This is a genomic window from Actinomycetota bacterium (assembly GCA_035640355.1).
Classification (GTDB): domain Bacteria; phylum Actinomycetota; class UBA4738; order UBA4738; family HRBIN12; genus CALGFI01.
In genome coordinates this window covers 95,984-111,240 of record DASQWI010000011.1, presented here as the reverse complement: position 1 = coordinate 111,240, position 15,257 = coordinate 95,984, and the positions used below count along the sequence as shown (strand labels likewise).

16 protein-coding genes are annotated in these 15,257 nt (G+C 68.1%); 6 read left to right on the top strand and 10 right to left on the bottom strand.

What is annotated here, in order from left to right; genetic code table 11:
- Positions 1–6 precede the first annotated feature (6 nt).
- The 3 genes from VFA08_05915 to VFA08_05905 form a co-directional block, all read right to left on the bottom strand.
- Positions 7–966: a carbohydrate ABC transporter permease gene (locus VFA08_05915; protein HYZ13128.1), complete on the bottom strand. Its 960-nt coding sequence runs from the start codon at positions 964–966 to the stop codon at positions 7–9.
- Positions 966–1,865 carry a sugar ABC transporter permease gene (locus tag VFA08_05910; protein HYZ13127.1) on the bottom strand — a complete coding sequence of 300 codons (900 nt, stop codon included), beginning with the start codon at positions 1,863–1,865 and terminating at the stop codon, positions 966–968. The genes VFA08_05915 and VFA08_05910 overlap by 1 nt, the downstream gene beginning before the upstream one ends.
- 134 nt (positions 1,866–1,999) lie before the next feature.
- On the bottom strand, positions 2,000–3,340 hold the full coding sequence (locus VFA08_05905; protein HYZ13126.1) for a sugar ABC transporter substrate-binding protein: 1,341 nt from the start codon (positions 3,338–3,340) through the stop codon (positions 2,000–2,002).
- 191 nt (positions 3,341–3,531) lie between these two features.
- On the opposite strand from VFA08_05905, the gene VFA08_05900 reads away from it, so the two are divergent.
- The 4 genes from VFA08_05900 to VFA08_05885 are packed head-to-tail and all read left to right on the top strand — an operon-like array spanning position 3,532 to position 7,707.
- Positions 3,532–4,515, top strand: a complete 984-nt coding sequence (locus VFA08_05900; GenBank protein HYZ13125.1) for a LacI family DNA-binding transcriptional regulator — start codon at positions 3,532–3,534, stop codon at positions 4,513–4,515.
- The gene (locus VFA08_05895) at positions 4,485–5,444 is read left to right on the top strand and encodes a nucleoside hydrolase (GenBank protein ID HYZ13124.1); all 960 of its coding nucleotides are present in this window, start codon (positions 4,485–4,487) and stop codon (positions 5,442–5,444) included. Before VFA08_05900 ends, VFA08_05895 begins: the two co-directional genes overlap by 31 nt.
- Positions 5,414–6,811, top strand: a complete 1,398-nt coding sequence (locus tag VFA08_05890) for a 6-phospho-beta-glucosidase (protein HYZ13123.1) — start codon at positions 5,414–5,416, stop codon at positions 6,809–6,811. The genes VFA08_05895 and VFA08_05890 overlap by 31 nt, the downstream gene beginning before the upstream one ends.
- Complete coding sequence (locus VFA08_05885) at positions 6,808–7,707, top strand: PfkB family carbohydrate kinase (protein HYZ13122.1); 900 nt, start codon at positions 6,808–6,810, stop codon at positions 7,705–7,707. Before VFA08_05890 ends, VFA08_05885 begins: the two co-directional genes overlap by 4 nt.
- Positions 7,708–7,723: 16 nt before the next feature.
- Here VFA08_05885 and VFA08_05880 read toward each other — a convergent pair whose 3' ends face one another.
- From VFA08_05880 to VFA08_05855, 6 genes are read right to left on the bottom strand one after another with little or no spacing between them, the layout of a single operon-like run.
- A complete protein-coding gene (locus tag VFA08_05880) occupies positions 7,724–8,311 on the bottom strand; it encodes a hypothetical protein (GenBank protein ID HYZ13121.1) in 588 nt (195 codons plus the stop codon).
- Positions 8,308–9,075: a glucose 1-dehydrogenase gene (locus tag VFA08_05875; protein HYZ13120.1), complete on the bottom strand. Its 768-nt coding sequence runs from the start codon at positions 9,073–9,075 to the stop codon at positions 8,308–8,310. Before VFA08_05875 ends, VFA08_05880 begins: the two co-directional genes overlap by 4 nt.
- A 10-nt stretch (positions 9,076–9,085) precedes the next feature.
- Complete coding sequence (locus tag VFA08_05870) at positions 9,086–9,862, bottom strand: enoyl-CoA hydratase/isomerase family protein (protein HYZ13119.1); 777 nt, start codon at positions 9,860–9,862, stop codon at positions 9,086–9,088.
- Positions 9,859–11,049 carry a CoA transferase gene (locus tag VFA08_05865; GenBank protein HYZ13118.1) on the bottom strand — a complete coding sequence of 397 codons (1,191 nt, stop codon included), beginning with the start codon at positions 11,047–11,049 and terminating at the stop codon, positions 9,859–9,861. Before VFA08_05865 ends, VFA08_05870 begins: the two co-directional genes overlap by 4 nt.
- On the bottom strand, positions 11,046–12,224 hold the full coding sequence (locus tag VFA08_05860) for an extracellular solute-binding protein (GenBank protein HYZ13117.1): 1,179 nt from the start codon (positions 12,222–12,224) through the stop codon (positions 11,046–11,048). Before VFA08_05860 ends, VFA08_05865 begins: the two co-directional genes overlap by 4 nt.
- Positions 12,221–13,066 carry an SMP-30/gluconolactonase/LRE family protein gene (locus tag VFA08_05855; protein HYZ13116.1) on the bottom strand — a complete coding sequence of 282 codons (846 nt, stop codon included), beginning with the start codon at positions 13,064–13,066 and terminating at the stop codon, positions 12,221–12,223. The genes VFA08_05860 and VFA08_05855 overlap by 4 nt, the downstream gene beginning before the upstream one ends.
- Before the next feature lie 57 nt (positions 13,067–13,123).
- Here VFA08_05855 and VFA08_05850 point away from each other — a divergent pair, with 57 nt between their 5' ends.
- Both VFA08_05850 and VFA08_05845 read left to right on the top strand, forming a co-directional pair.
- The gene (locus tag VFA08_05850) at positions 13,124–13,969 is read left to right on the top strand and encodes a fumarylacetoacetate hydrolase family protein (protein ID HYZ13115.1); all 846 of its coding nucleotides are present in this window, start codon (positions 13,124–13,126) and stop codon (positions 13,967–13,969) included.
- Positions 13,970–13,980: 11 nt separating this feature from the next.
- Positions 13,981–14,916, top strand: coding sequence for an aldo/keto reductase (locus tag VFA08_05845; GenBank protein HYZ13114.1), 936 nt, complete (start codon positions 13,981–13,983; stop codon positions 14,914–14,916).
- A 140-nt stretch (positions 14,917–15,056) separates the two neighbouring features.
- On the opposite strand, the gene VFA08_05840 is transcribed toward VFA08_05845, so the two are convergent.
- Positions 15,057–15,218: a hypothetical protein gene (locus VFA08_05840; protein HYZ13113.1), complete on the bottom strand. Its 162-nt coding sequence runs from the start codon at positions 15,216–15,218 to the stop codon at positions 15,057–15,059.
- Positions 15,219–15,257: the final 39 nt, after the last annotated feature.

Sequence of the window (15,257 nt, the reverse complement as noted above, 5' to 3'; positions counted from 1 at the left end):
GGATCGTCAGCCCTTGAGCCCCGACAGCGAGATGCCCCGGACGAATAGCTTCTGGAACACGAAGAAGATGATCACGATCGGCAGGACCATCAGCACCGAACCGGCCATGATGAGGTGCCATAGCGTTCGGTTCCCCTGCGCGAACGTGGTGAGCCCCAGCGGCATCGTGAACAGGGACTCGCTGTCGATGATGATCAGCGGGCCGTACAGCTCCTGCCACCAGAATTGGAAGGTGAAGATGGCCACGGCGGCGAGGGCCGGCCGGCACAGCGGCATCACGACCCTCCAATAGATGCGGAAGTGTCCGGCCCCGTCGATCCTGGCCGCGTCGATCAGCTCGTCGGGAACAGCGGACTTCATGTACTGACGAAGGAGGAAGATCGAGAACGCGCTTCCGATGTTGGGGACGATCAGCCCCCAATACGAGTTCAGCAGCCCGTGGCCGCCGACGCCGTACAGGTCGTTCCCGCCGAAGAGCGGGAACGACTTCATGATCAGGTAGTTGGGGATGCCCAGCACCTCGGAGGGCAGCATCAGCGTGGCCAGGGTGAGCAGGAACAGGAAATCGCGACCGGGGAACGTCCGCTTGGCGAACGTGTAGGCGATCAGCGAGCTGGTGAAGACGACGGCCGCGGTGATGATGGTGGTGACGTAGATGCTGTTGAACACCCACCGCGGGATGTTCCGGCCGGACGTGAAGAATTCGACGTAGTTGTCGATCGTGGGGTCCGGCGGGATCCAGCTCGGCGGAAGCCGGAACATCTGCTCGAGCGGCTGGAACGACGCGCTCACCATGTACGCCATCGGCGCGAAGAAGATCACGGAGAGCCCGATCAGGATCAGATAGCGGATCGGGCGCGTCGGTTTGAACCGGCGACGTCGACGCGGAGGTTGCCGCACGCGCTCGAAGTCGCCGGGCACGGGTTGGCCGAGCTCGTGCCGCTCCCCTCCCATGACGGTGCCCATCAGTCCTCCACCCGCTTTCGGTACCAACGGAACTGGAGGTACGACAGTCCGAACAGCAACGCGAACATGGCGTACGCGAGCGCGGAGGCGTAGCCGAAGCGCAGGAATCGGAACGCGTTCTGGTAGATCCAGAACCCCACCGTCGTGGTCGCCCCGCCGGGGCCGGGCGGACCGCCGTTCGTCATCACGAAGAACGGTGTGAAGTTCCTTGCCGCACCCACCGTGTTGATCACCAGGACGAAAAACGTTGTGGGCGCGAGCAGAGGAAGCGTGATCCGCCAGAACCTCGTCCACACGCCGGCGCCGTCGACGTCGGCGGCCTCGTAGTACTCCTGTGGGATCGCCTGAAGACCGGCGAGGTACACGAGCATGCCGAAGCCGGCCGTCTGCCAGATGCTCATCACGATCAGCGCCGGCATGGCGGTCGCCCGGTTGCCCAGCCATACCACGGGTTGATCGAGGATGCCGAGCTTCTGCAGGTAGAAGTTCGCCAGCCCGTAGTCCGAGTGGTACACCCACAACCACAGCAGCGAAGCGATGACGAGCGGCGTGATCGACGGCAGGTAGTACGCCGTCCGGAACAGGCCGAGCCCCCGGATCTGCGAGTTCAGCAGCAGCGCGAGGCCAAGGCCCAACGCCGTCGAGGGGAGCACGGTCCCGACAACGAAGTACGCCGTGTGCCCGAGCGCTTCGTGGAAGTCGCTGTCCTCGAGGAGGAGCTCACGGTAGTTGTCCAGACCGACCCACGTGCGCGCGCCGATCAGGTCCCAATCCTGGAACGACAGGATGAACGACGTGAACAGCGCGTAGACGACGAAGATCGCGAACAGGATCAGGCCGGGCGCGTGGAACAGGTACGCGGTCCATTCGCGACGCATGTCGTGGAGCACGCCGCGCACGCCTCGGCGTCGCTTCCGAGGTACCCGCGCGATCGTGGCCTCCGCCAGTGACGTGCTCCAGTTGGTTGGGCGGCGCGCTCCGTCAGGAGCGCGCGCCGCGCATCAAGTCCGGTCCCACGAGACCTCGACCCGGCCTAGCCCTCGTCGATGATCTCCTCGCCCTCCGCGGCGGCCTGCTGGACCGCTTCTTCCGGCGTGATGTCTCCGAACATGGCCTCGCCGAGCTTCTCGTTCAGGACGGCCTCGACCTCTGGGAACCGAGGCTGCTCGACGGTGCTGACGAACGCGCACTCCATGTCGTCGGCGAAGCCCTGGAGGAACGGCTTGTTCTCCGCGAGCTGCGGCGAGCTCAGCAGCGACTCGCGCGGCGGCAGCAGCGTCGTCGTCTCCTCGCCGATCGTCCAGGTCGTCATGTTCTCCGGAGTGGACAGGAACTCAATCCACAGCCAGGCGGCGTCCGCGTTCTCCGAAGTCCCCAGGATGGCCAGGCTGTCACCGGCGAGCGTGGTGGCGCAGCCGGCGTCGCCCTGCGGAAGCGGAGCGCTCGCCCACTCTCCCTCGATGTCGGGGAACTCCGACAGGAGCTGCCCAGCAAACCAGTTGCCGGCGATATACATCCCGACCTTGCCCGTCGCGAACGCGACGCGCCCGTTCCATGAGTCAGACGCCAGGTAGTCCGGCGGAGCGTAGTTCCGGGCGAGGTTGACGTAGAACTGCGCGGCTTCGACGCCCTCGGCACTGTCGAACGCGATGTCCTGGCCGTCCTCGCTCAGGGTGTCGCCGCCGGCCTGCCACAGCCACGGGTACCAGTAGTACGCCGCCTCCGTGGAGAACATCGCGACGCCGTACTGTTGCTCGTCGGGCTCGGTCAGCGCCTGCGCGGCCTGCTCGAACTCCTCCCATGTCTGTGGGGGCCCTTCGATCCCCGCCTCCTCGAACAGGTCCGTCCGGTAGAACAGGCCGGTGGTCTCGCCGTCGAATGGGAGTCCGTACATGCTGTCTTGGAAGAGGGCCGTGTTGCGGAAACCCTCGACGTAGTCCTCTCTCGCCACGACGTCACTTCCGGCGATGTAGCCGTCGAGGTTCATCAGCGCGCCGCGCGACGCGAGCTCCTGCACGAACCCCGCGTCGATGAACGCCGTGTCCGGCGCGTTCCCCCCCGCGATCTGCGTCAGCATCTTCTCGCGGCTGCGCCCCGAAGGGACCGGCTCGAACTCGACGGTGATGTTCGGGTGCTCCTGCTCGAACGCGCGCTTGAACCCCTTCATCTGGGGCGATTCGGCCACGGAGGAGAAGACGGCATATCGAATGGTGACCGGTTCGGATGGTTCTTGAGCCACGATCGGCTCGACCTGTGCGCCGGCATCAGGCGACGGCTCGGTGCCGCCACCGCCCACGCACGCGGCCGCGATGAGCGCAAGCGACGCGATCGCGTACGCCGAGCGTCGAACGAGCACCGTCCGGGCTGATCTCACCTGGCAGTCCCCCCTTCGGGCCCTCACGCGTCCGGGCACCCCACACGGACACGGTCCAAACCGATTTGGAACACCAGCCCGGCGAGCATGCCCACCTGCTCTCGCCTCTGTCAAGGCAACGATCACCGGGCCTTGACACGGGCGGGGCGTGGCGGTGTCCTGTGCGTGTGAATCGGTTTGCAGACCGGCGAGTGACCATCGCGGACGTCGCCCTCCACGCGGGCGTCAGCAAGACGACCGTGTCGCACGTGCTCTCCGGTCGTCGGCCCGTCGCAGTGCCGACACGCGAGCGCGTGCAGATCTCGATCCAAAAGCTGGGCTACCGCCCGGACGGTCTGGCCCGGAGCCTTCGAACGAGGCGATCACATCTCGTCGCGCTGCTGATCCCCGACATCACGAACCCGTTCTATCCGACGCTCGCCCGTGGGCTCGAGGCAGGGATCGGCGCGGGCTATCACGTCGTTGTCTGCAACACGGACTCGCGTCCCACCGAGGAGCTCGAGTTCGTCGAGGAGATGTGCGACAGGCGCGTGGACGGACTCGTGCTCGACTCGTTCGCTGTCGGTGTGGACCAGCTCCGAGACGTGACGGGGAGCGACATCCCCGTCGTGTGGATCGGTGCCGAGGCGTCCGATCATCCCGGCATCGACATCGTCCGTCCCGATGACGAGCAGGGCGCCTACGACGCGACGATGCATCTCGTGGAACGCCACCGAACGCGCATCGCGATGATCGAGGGCATCCCCGGCTCGGGCGAACCACGCAACCAGGGATACCGGCGCGCTCTCGCCGCGGCGGGGCTGATAACGGATCGGTCGATGATCCGTCACGGCAGATGGACTCGAGAGGGAGGCGCCGGCGCGATGCGCGCGTTGCTCGAGAACACGCAATCGCCCGACGGGGTGTTCTGCGCGAACGACCTGATGGCGATCGGTGCGCTGGACGTGCTGCGCACACACATGCTCGGCGTTCCCGACGACGTGGCGATCGTCGGCTTCGATGACATCGAGGCGGCCGCGCTCGTCTCGCCACCGCTCACGTCGGTCGTGAACCCCGCGTTCGACACCGGCCACGCGGCGGCCGCCCTGCTCATGGAGCGAATGACCGGCGCCTATGCTGGACCCCAGCGTGCGGTGACCCTGCCGTGCCGCCTCGTGGTTCGCGCGTCGACGTGACGCGGATCCATCTCGACACGGATCTCGGCTCGGATACCGACGATCTCTGCGCGCTCGCGATGGTCCTGGGATGGCCGGACGCCGAGCTCGTCGGCGTCACGACGTCAACCGATCCGGGCGGCCGCCGCGCGGGACTGGTCGCCTACGCGCTCGAGCTCGCCGGACGAAGCGACGTTCCGTTCGCGGCCGGAGCCGAGGGGTCGATCGGCGGATTGTTCGAGCCGCTCGCCTTCCCCGACTATTGGCCCAAGCCGATCGCACCTCGGCCATGGTCCGCAGGCGCCGCGTTGGAGCTGCTGGAGTCGAACGCACGCGCGGGCGCGGTGATCGTCGCGGTCGGTCCGTACACGAACCTGGCAATGCTCGAGGCTGCGCGGCCGGGACTGCTCGCATCGGCCGGCGTCGCGGTCATGGGCGGTCACCACACGACGCCGCGCGACGGTCTGCCGCCCTGGGGGATGCGTGACGACTTCAACGTGCAGCAAGACGCCGTCGCGGCATCGATCGTGTTCCGGCGGTGCGATCCGATCGTCGTGCCGCTCGCGGTGTCGCTCGAGGTCTGCGTCCGAGGCAGGCAGCTCCACGCGCTGCGCGATGCCGGTGCGCTCGGGGCGCTGATCGCCGCTCAGGCGGAAAGACACGCGCGCGACCAGCGGCGCGACCGGCTACCGGCATCGTTCCCCGGGCTGCCCAGCGATCTGCTGAACTTCCAGTACGACCCGCTCGCGTGCGCCGTGGCTCTCGGATGGGACGGGGTCACCGTCGAGCGGGTGCCGTGCTCGTTCGAACGCGAGGACGACGGGCTGCTGCGGATGGAACGGCGCGAGGGCGGAGTGCCACTCCGCACGGCGGTCGCCGTCGACGCCGAGCGGTTCGAACGGAAATGGCTCGAGGCCGTGTGCGCCGCCTCGGCGCGGCGTTCGTCGTGAAGATCGCGCTCATCGGCGGCGGAGGGTTTCGCACGCCGATGGTGGCCGAGGCGCTGGTCGGCGTCGCCTCCGACGTCGACGTCGCCGAGCTCGCGCTGTACGACGTCGATGCCGCTCGGCTGGAACGAATGGCAGCGGTGATAACGGGTCTCGATCGCGAGCGCGGAGGCACCGTCGTCCCGGTGCGGACCACGACGTCGCTCGAGGAAGCCAGCGACGGCGCGGGAGCCGTGTTCGCCGCCGTTCGCGTCGGCGGCCTCGCCGCCCGGATCGTGGACGAACGCGTCCCGCTCGAGCTCGGCGTGCTCGGTCAGGAGACCGTCGGTCCGGCAGGCGTGGCGTTCGCGCTCCGAACCGTCCCCGAGATGCAGCGGATCGCGACGGTGGTGCGCGATCGTGCGCCAGACACGGGGTTCGTCAACTTCACCAATCCCGCCGGTTTGGTCACCGAGGCGCTGCGCACGGTGCTCGGCGATCGCGTGATCGGGATCTGCGACTCGCCGACCGCGCTCTGGCGGCATGCGGCCGCGGCGCTCGGACGGCCGATGTCGTCGCTGCGGCCCGGCTACGTCGGGCTCAATCACCTCGGCTGGCTAGGCGCTTTGTGGGACGAAGACCACGATGTCATGCCCGCGTTTCTTGGCGACGATCGCGTCGCGCAGGTGCACGAGGTGCAGCTGGCCGGCGTGAGCGATGTTCGCGAACGGGGCATGATCCCGAACGAATACCTCGCGTACTACCGAGCGACGACTGACGTGATCTCCGCGTTCCGACGCGACGGCGCGCGTGCGGAGATCCTCGCCCGACAACAGGCGGCGTTTTACGGCACGGAGGCCTCGTCCCCAGAAGAGGCGGTGGCCGCGTGGCGCCGGGCGAAGGACGCTCGTCACTCGACGTACATGGCCGAGACGGACGGCGTCGGGGACGTCACCACCGCAGTGTCGACTTCTGTGGTAACGCCGGACGACGAGGTGACGTCGGCGGACGAAGAAGGATACGGCGGGGTCGCCGCTGCTTTCGTTCGCGCGGTCGCGAACGACACGCGCGACCGGCTCATCCTTGGCGTTCGAAACGGCGAGACGGTCGGCTGGCTCGACGACGACGCGACGGTCGAGGTTCCATGCGTCGTAGGCGATGCAGGTCCAGAAGCCGACCATGTCGACGGTCTCGGCGCCGATGAGCGTCGGCTCATGGAACGCGTGAGGGAGGCCGAACGCGCGACGCTCGCGGCCATCGATTCGCCGTCGCGCGGCGCTGTGTTGGAAGCGATCGCTTGCCACCCCGTCGTTCAATCGCGCGAGCTGGCGGAACGCATCGTGGACGGCTACTTCGAACGACACACGTGGATGCGGGAGAGGTACACGTGAGCACGTTCGACATCGCGGTCGTCGGCGCTCCCTTCCTCGACCTGACGTTCGCCGGCCTCCCCCGCGTGCCCGGTCCGGGTGAAGAGATCATCGCGCGGGAGCTCCACATCGCTCCGGGCGGCACGGGGATGCAGGCGATCGGCGCGGCGCGACTCGGTCTTTCCGCCGCCCTCGTCTCGCCGATCGGCGACGACCCTGCCGGCGAGGTTCTGCGAACGATGCTCTCGGCGGAGGGTGTCGAGTGGATCGGGCGTCGTACCGGATCGACGGCGACCACGACCATCCTTTCGACGCCCGACGGTTCGGCGATGGCGACGGCGTTCGACAAGACCGAACCGACCGCAGGGGACGTCGTCGCCGTCGGCGCGAGCGCGTTCGTGCTGTCCCTCGGCCGGCTCCCTCTTCGGCCACCGAATGGTGCCGTCTACGCGACGACGGGCGGCATCGAACTCGAAGCAGGCCTCAGCGTCGATGCTCGATCGCTCGACGGCGTTCGGGCGCTGATCCTCAACGAACGCGAGGCGAACAGGCTGACCGGCGCGACCGACTCTGCGGCGGCCGCGACGACGCTCGCGCGCGACGTCGAGTGCGTGGTCGTAACCCTCGGCCCGCGCGGCGCGCTCGCGGTCGAGAACGGCCGAGAGGTGCGAGTCGAGGCACCTGGAGTCGTGGCCGTCGACACGACCGGCGCGGGTGATCTCTTCGTCCCGGCCTACATCTGGGCGGATCTGAACGGACTCGATGTCGAGGGGCGCGTCGCGTGGGCGGCGCTCTATGCCGGCCTATCCGTCCGCGCGCCGACGGCGTTCGACGGGGCAGCACGCCTCGACGAGCTCCTCACAGAGGGAGCCCGACGCGGGTTACGACGTGAGAGGTCAGCCGCTCGTCCTGATTGAAGCCCGCCGGCGGCGACTATCGAAGAGCAGCCAGCGCGCGTTCGAGCGTCGTCGCCCACGGCCGCGAGGCGATCGCGGGGACGCGGATTCGCTCGCACTCTTCACGGAGCCACTCGCTGTAGCACCAGCTCGCTCGCGCGCGGCGAGGTTGCTCCTCGCCCTCGCGAGTGAGGAAGTTGCGAGCAAGCTGGTCCTCGTCCTCCTCGACTATGAACACCGCGCGGACGTGACCGTCCGCCGCCACGCCGTCGTACGTCCTCTGCATCGCGAGCGAGGGGAGGATGAAGTCGCCCTCGAGCGCGATCGGAGGTCCGGAATCGAGATGGTTGCCGATCACCGCTTCGAGCGCCTCGGCCATCACCTCGGCGTACGCCCTCGTGTGCGCGAGCATCCCGGCGTCATCGAGCGCCAGCACCTCCTCGGGATGGAGTCGCCACCGATGGAGCTCCGGATACCGCTCGGGCGATGTCATCCGCTCTAGCACGACGTGGAAATCGTCCACGGCCACGACGCTCGCGCCGAACCGCGCTGCGACGTCCGAAGCGATCTGCGACTTGCCGACGCCGCTCGCGCCACCGAGCAGGAGGACCGTCGGGTCGGTCACGCTCTCACGATCAAGCCGCCGTCGATCCGCAGCGACTCGCCCGTGATGAACGACGACTCGTCCGACGCGAGGAACACGACCGCCGCAGCGACCTCGTCCGGTTGACCTACCCTGCCGATCGGGTGCATCGACGTCCACATCGCCATCTGCGCGTCAGGATCCTCGGCCTCGCTCAGGATTTTCTCGTTCATCTCCGTGAGGATCGTTCCGGGCACGATCGAGTTGATCCGGATCCCTTTCGGCGCATACTCCACCGCTGCCTGTCGAGTCAGCGCATCCACGCCACCTTTGCTTGCCGCGTATCCGGCCCATCCGAGGAACGCGACATGACCCTGTACCGAGCCGGTGTTGATGATCGATCCGCCACCGGTCCGCAGCATCTCGGGGATCGCGGCACGCATGCCGCGCCACACCCCGATGAGGTTGACGTCCAGCACGCGGCGGAAATCGTCCTCGCTCATCTCGTCGGCCGTCCCCGGGATCGCCACGCCGACGTTGTTGAACATCACGTCGAGGCGGCGCCAGCGATCGACGGCCTCACGAACGAGGGCCTCGACGTCCGACATCCTCGTGACGTCCGCTCGAACGAACATCGCTTCGCCGTTCGACTCCCGGATCTCGTGCGCCACGTTCTCGCCGCGCTCCTCCGCGACGTCGCCGATCACGACGCGGGCGCCTTCCGCAGCGAGAGCTTTCGCCGATGCTCTGCCGATGCCGTTCGCGCCGCCGGTCACGACCGCGACCTTCCCGTCGAGCCGACCCATCTCGCCTCCCCTACGCGCCCCTGAACTTCGGCTCGCGTTTGTTGACGAACGCGTCGACCCCCTCAGCTGCGTCGGCGGTCGCGCGCAAGCGCGCGAGCGCCGACTGCTCCACCGTCAGCCCTTCCTCCAGCTCCGCATCCCCCGCCACCTCGATCAACCGAAGCATCTCCGTCGTCGCGAGCGGCGCGATCTTCGCCATCGCCTCGGCCTTCGCCAGCGCCGTCTCCATCAGCCGCTCCGAGTCGACGATCTCCGCGACGAGGCCGAGGCGGAACGCGTCCTCCGCGCTCAGCCGCCGGGCCGACAGCATCACGTCGGCCGCCACGAACGGCCCGGCGGCACGCGTCAATCGCTGCGTTCCGCCGCCGCCCGGCGAGAGACCCAGCAAGCCTTCGGGGAGTCCGAACCAGGCGTTCGAGCTGGCGATCAACACGTCGCAGCACAATGCGATCTCGAAGCCACCGCCGAGCGCGTAGCCGTTCACCGCGCCCACCACAGGCTTGGGGAACCGGTCGATCCGCGTGAACAGCCCCCGGGTGTATCGCTGGTACTCGCCGAACGCCTCCTCGTCCTGCTCGGCGTACTCGCCGATGTCGGCGCCGGCCACGAACGCCTTCTCGCCGGCTCCGGTCAGGATCACGACCCGCACGTCGACATCGCCCTCGGCCTCGTCGAGACCCCGTTTGAGCTCGTTCAGCATGGACGTGCTGAGCGCGTTCAACTTGTCCGGCCGATTGAACGTCAGAACGACCGCAGGACCTCGCCGCTCGGACAGAACGAGCGTCACGAGCCCATCAGCCCGTCGTCTCGCAGCGCGCGGATCTCGGCATCCGAGAAGCCGGATTCGCTCAGGACCTCGTCGGTGTGCGCGCCGACGGCGGGCGGACCGGAACGGATCTCGCCGGGCGTCTCTGAGAACCGCATCGGAACGCCGACGACGCGAAGGTCGCCGCCCGAGGGGTGACGAACGGTCTCGAGCAGCCGGTTGTGCTCGACCTGCGGGTCGTCGACGAGGTCATCGAACGTCTGCACCGGCGCGGCCCACACATCTTTCGTCGCCAGGATGTCGAGCCAGTCTTTGGCGGATCGTTCGATGAGCCGCTCCTGAACGATCCGGTAGACATCGTCTCGATCGTCGTATGCCCGATTCCCCTCGTCGTACTGGGCGAGCTCAGGAGCGTCGATCAACTCACCGACGACTGCGAGGGACGCCATGGCGATGGCGATCGGCCGATCCGCTGTTCGATAGATGCCGAACGGCGCCGAGAGCCACGCGCCGCCGATCCCCGCTTCGCTTCGCTCGAAAGGCTTGCCCATGTTCAGGAACGCGGCGATCTCCTGACACTGGAGCGCGATCGCCGTGTTGAACAGACTCACGTCGATCCGCTGCCCCTCGCCGGTGCGCTCGCGGTGGAACAACCCGACCATCGCGGAGAACGCCAGGAGCAGCGCCGTGCTCGCATCGACGATCGAGCTCCCCGACGGCGTCGGCGGGTCATCGCGCCGGCCCCCGTACGCGGCGAGCCCCGTCATCGACTGGATCAACAGGTCCTGCCCGGGCCGGCCGACGTACGGTCCGTCCGGCCCGAAGCCGGTTCCCGATACGAACACGATCGACGGATTCACCGTCCGAAGGTCGTCGTAGCCGATCCCCAGCCGGTCCATCACACCCGGCCGGAAGTTCTCGACGATGAGCTCACATCGCTCCGCGAGTCGCAGGACGACGTCGCGAGCGCGCGGATGCTTCAGGTCGATGGCGACGCTCCGCTTGTTGCGGTTCATCGCCAAGAAGAACGGGCTCTGCCCGTCGAGCAGCTCTCCCATCGCGCGGAGACCGCGTTCCCATTCGCCCGGGCCGGGCCGTTCGATCTTCACGACGTCGGCGCCCATGTCTCCGAGGAACTGCGTGGCCCACGGGCCCAACATCATCTGCGTGAAGTCGAGAACTCGAACGCCCTCGAGCGCGCGCGTCACCTGGACACGCCTCTCCGGTCGCCCGTGCGCATGCTCTCCGCGTACCACGTGTCGAGTGCATTCAGGACCGCGCCGGCATCACCGCCGTCGCGCAGCCACGAGTTGATCAGCTCGCCACCTCGCTCCTGGAACTCGAGCACGCCGTCGTACCGCGGACGCAGCCACGCCGCGTCCAGGGCGGGGAGCGTATCCGCGAAGAAGCCGGACGACGACGCGTTCACGCCCGGATTCGTCCATGCGGCTCGGTGACCCGGCTGACCGCCGCCCTCGAAGTACACGGTGCGCTGGGTCTCCGCGTCCGCGACGAACCTCGCGTACTCGATCGCGGCGTCGACGTTGCGCGAATGCACAGAGACGGCGAGACCCGCTCCGCCGAGCGTTCCCTGCGGAACGCCGTCGACGCCCTGGGGCGCCGGTGCGAAGCGCACGATGTTCGGACGGAAGCCCGGACGCGCGTAGTTCGAATAGCCGAACGCGAGCGGGCAGTACGGGACCTCGTCGGTCGTGCACATTCGCTCGAGCATCGACGGCGGGTTCCACGAGGTGCTCTCGGGATGGGACGCGGCGACGACGCTCCGGAGCGTTTCGAGCGCCCGAATACCGGTGTCGCGCGAGACGACGACGTCGTCGTGTCCGCACGGCTCCTCGCCGAGCGCGCCGCACAGGGCGAGGAACGCGAGCACCGCGTCGACGGGGATCGAGGGGAATCCGACCCACGCGCCGGCCGAGCGCGCCCGCTCGGCCAGGTCGACGACGTCATCCCAGGTCCTCGGCACCTCGGCGCCGATGCGATTCAGCAGGTCCGGCCGGTACGAGGCCACCTGCGCCGCGGCGTCGATCGGGAGCGCCCACACGTGACCCTCGCACTCGTAGCTCTCGAAGCTCCGTCCCACGGTCCAGCTCCGCAGCTCGTCCAGGAACGCCTGGTCGAGATGCTCGCCGAGCGGAACGAAACATCCGCGCGCGACGGCGAACCCGGTCGCCGGATGGTCGAGCACGATGAGGTCGAACCGCTCCGCCAGCCGGTCGACCGGCTCGTCCGCGAACGCCTGGAGCGACCTCGCGGTCCACTCGATCCGCACGCCGGCATGCGACGCCGCGAACGCGTCGGCGGTCGCGCGAACGCCGCCGAGCCCTCGGACGTGATCCCACGAGATTCCGCGAAGATGGATCATCGCGCAACGGGGAGCCGAAGTCCCTCGACGCCGACCTCGATCCGCGTGATGTGCCAGCGTCCGAGGTTCGCCGTGAACATCGTCGTGCCGCGGAACGCGATGTTGGTCGGGTGCGCCACCGTGTGCGCCGACATCTCGCGGTAGAGGACGTCGATCCGGCCCTCGCGATCGACCCGCAGCACCTGGCTCGGCTCGTAGCACCCGACGTACATGTTCCCCTCGATGTCGAACGCGAGCCCGTCGGGCCACGCGTTCGGCGTCTCAACGACGCGTTCGAGCTCGCCCGCGGAGCCGTCCTCGCGCAGCGCGATCCGCGACACCCGATTCCCGAACGTCTCGGCGACATACAGGTTCGAGCCGCTCTCGTCGAACGCCAGCCCGTTGGCGAAGTTCACCGAGCGCTCGTACCAGAGCGTCGCCTTCCCCTCGGGATCGACACGCCACACGCCCGGTCCGGGATGGCGGAACGCGTGACTGTCCGAAACGTACAGATCGCCGTCGGGTCCGAACGCCGGGTAGTTCGGGATGCGGAACCCGTCCGCGGAGAATGGCTCGACGCGTCCGGATGCGACTTCCATCCGGAACACGGCCGCGTGCTTGAGGTCGCACACGTATAAGTATTTCGCCGAGTCGTCGAACGCCATCCCCAGGCAGAACCCGCCCGTCGACGCGACCTCCGTGAGCGACCGGCCGTCCGGATCGAGCCGGTAGATCTGTCCGCGCTCGCCACCGCACCACACGCTGCCGTCGGGATGCACCGCGACGCCTTCGGGATGGTCGAGCTGCGGATCCGTCAACGTGCCGTCGTAGAAGACGCTTGCCGCGTCATCCGAAAGGAGCATCTGCTCGACGCTGACGCCTCCGCCGCAGCGGTGTCAACTCGTTAGGGTCTCGCACCGATGGCGAACGCTCTGTTCCGCATCGAGACGCCCGATGGCAACGTCCGCGTCGCGCGTGGCGATGTCGAGTCCGGCCCGGTCGAGCTCGTCGAGCTCACCGAGCTTTCCGGCATCGACGCGGGAGCTCTTCGCCGAGCGCTGGACGGTCCCGGTGACGGCGACATACCTCCCGGCTCGCGCGTCCTCCCACCGGTCGCGCCAACGCAAGAGGTGTGGGCCGCCGGGGTCACGTACGAGCGGTCACTCGAGGCGCGTAGCGAAGAAGCGGCCGACGCGACGCCGTACGACCTCGTGTACGTTGCCGAACGCCCCGAGCTCTTCTTCAAGGCGCCCGGCTGGCGCGTTCGAGGGCCGAACGAACCGATCGCCATCCGCGCCGACTCGGGATGGGACGTTCCCGAACCGGAGCTCGCCCTCGTGCTCGACACGGAGATGAACGTCATCGGCTACACGATCGGCAACGACGTCTCGTCTCGGACGATCGAGGGCGAGAACCCGCTCTACCTGCCGCAGGCCAAGGTCTACGACGGGGCGTGCGCGTTCGGACCGGCGCTCGTCGCGGCCGACCGCGTCGAGCCGCCGTTCGACATCCGCGTCGACATCGTGCGCGAGGGCGTCAGCGTGTTCTCGGGCGAGACGAGTACCGCGAAGATGCGCCGGTCGTTCGAAGAGCTCGCCGCGCACCTCGGCCGCGCGCTCACGCTTCCGCACGGCGCGATCCTGCTCACCGGTACCGGTATCGTGCCTGACACAACCGTGACGCTCCACGAGGGCGACGTCGTCCGGATCGAGATCGACCGCCTCGGGGTGCTCGAGAATCGAGTCGAGATCGTCGGTCGCGGGTAGGTCTCCCCGCCATGGAGATGCGAAGGCTCGGAGCGACAGGCGCCAAGATCTCGGTGATCGGCCTCGGCACGTGGGAGGCGGGCGGCGACGAGTGGGACAAACGCTCCGACGACGACGCGATCCACGCCATGCACGCCGCGATCGATGCCGGGATGAACTGGATCGATACGGCGGAGTCGTACGGCGGCGGGCGCTCCGAGGAGCTCATCGGCGAGGTGCTCCGCGACCGCCGGGACGAGGTGCTGGTGTTCACGAAGGTGGCGCACTTCGCGTCCGGCCTCCGCCCCGACGACATCCGCCGCGCGATCCGCGGTTCGCTGAAGCGTCTGGGAACGGATCGGGTCGACCTGTACCAGATCCACTGGCCGGCGGAGCACATCGTGCCCATCGAGGAAGCGTGGTCGACGATGGCCGAGGTTGCCGACGAAGGACTCGCCCGCCACATCGGCGTGTCGAACTTCGATCGGACGCTCGTCGAACGGTGCCTTGCGATCCGACAAGTGGACTCGGTCCAGAACCGGCTGTCGCTCCTCGCGCAGCGCGATCGCGACAGACTCATACCGTGGCTCGCCGCGCGGGGCATCGGTTACCTCGGCTACTCGCCGCTAGCGTTCGGGCTGCTGACCGGCTCGATCACGCGTGAGACGACGTTCGAACCCGACGACTGGCGGAGCGGCCAGGGCGACGTCGGCTACTACGATGAGTACTTCGCGCCCGGCGTGATCGGTCCGCACCTCGACAAGGTCGAAAGACTCCGCCCGATCGCCGCAGGGCTGGGTGTACCGACTGGCACGCTCGCGCTCCGGGCCGTGCTCGAGATCACCGGCGTGAGCGGCGTGATCGTTGGGTCGCGCGACGAGCGGCACGTGCGTGACAACACGTCGGCCGGCGAGTTCCGGCTCGACGACGAAACGAAGCGCGAGATCGACGCGATCTTCCTCGGATAGCTGGGCGATCGGTCCTTCGACACGCGTTCATCGGGCCAGATCGAATCGCGGGCCGGCGGCGGCAACGAGCCACCTCCGCAAACGGGGGCACCGCTAGACGTCAGCGTAGAAGGAGGACGGCCAGAGGTGTTTCGTGTCGATCAGCGAGGCGCGGAAACGGTGACGCCGGCAGCGGCCCGAACCACAGCTAGAACGAGCCTTGCCCATGTGGGCTTTCGAACCGGCCTGCGCGATGACTGCTCGTCCGTCAGCTCGGCGAGGCGCTCCTGGATCTCCGCCTCCCACGCGTCCCAACTCTCCATGGGCAGAACATCGGCACGTTGGTGGACCGCCTCAAGGCC

Bases quoted from the DNA above. Each gene is read 5' to 3' on its own strand.
- VFA08_05915 (HYZ13128.1), bottom strand. From the start codon at position 966: ATGGGCACCGTCATGGGAGGGGAGCGGCACGAGCTCGGCCAACCCGTG.
- VFA08_05875 (HYZ13120.1), bottom strand. From the start codon at position 9,075: ATGGGTCGGCTCGACGGGAAGGTCGCGGTCGTGACCGGCGGCGCGAAC.
- VFA08_05860 (HYZ13117.1), bottom strand. From the start codon at position 12,224: ATGATCCATCTTCGCGGAATCTCGTGGGATCACGTCCGAGGGCTCGGC.
- VFA08_05855 (HYZ13116.1), bottom strand. From the start codon at position 13,066: ATGCTCCTTTCGGATGACGCGGCAAGCGTCTTCTACGACGGCACGTTG.
- VFA08_05850 (HYZ13115.1), top strand. From the start codon at position 13,124: ATGGCGAACGCTCTGTTCCGCATCGAGACGCCCGATGGCAACGTCCGC.
- VFA08_05845 (HYZ13114.1), top strand. From the start codon at position 13,981: ATGGAGATGCGAAGGCTCGGAGCGACAGGCGCCAAGATCTCGGTGATC.
- VFA08_05840 (HYZ13113.1), bottom strand. From the start codon at position 15,218: ATGGAGAGTTGGGACGCGTGGGAGGCGGAGATCCAGGAGCGCCTCGCC.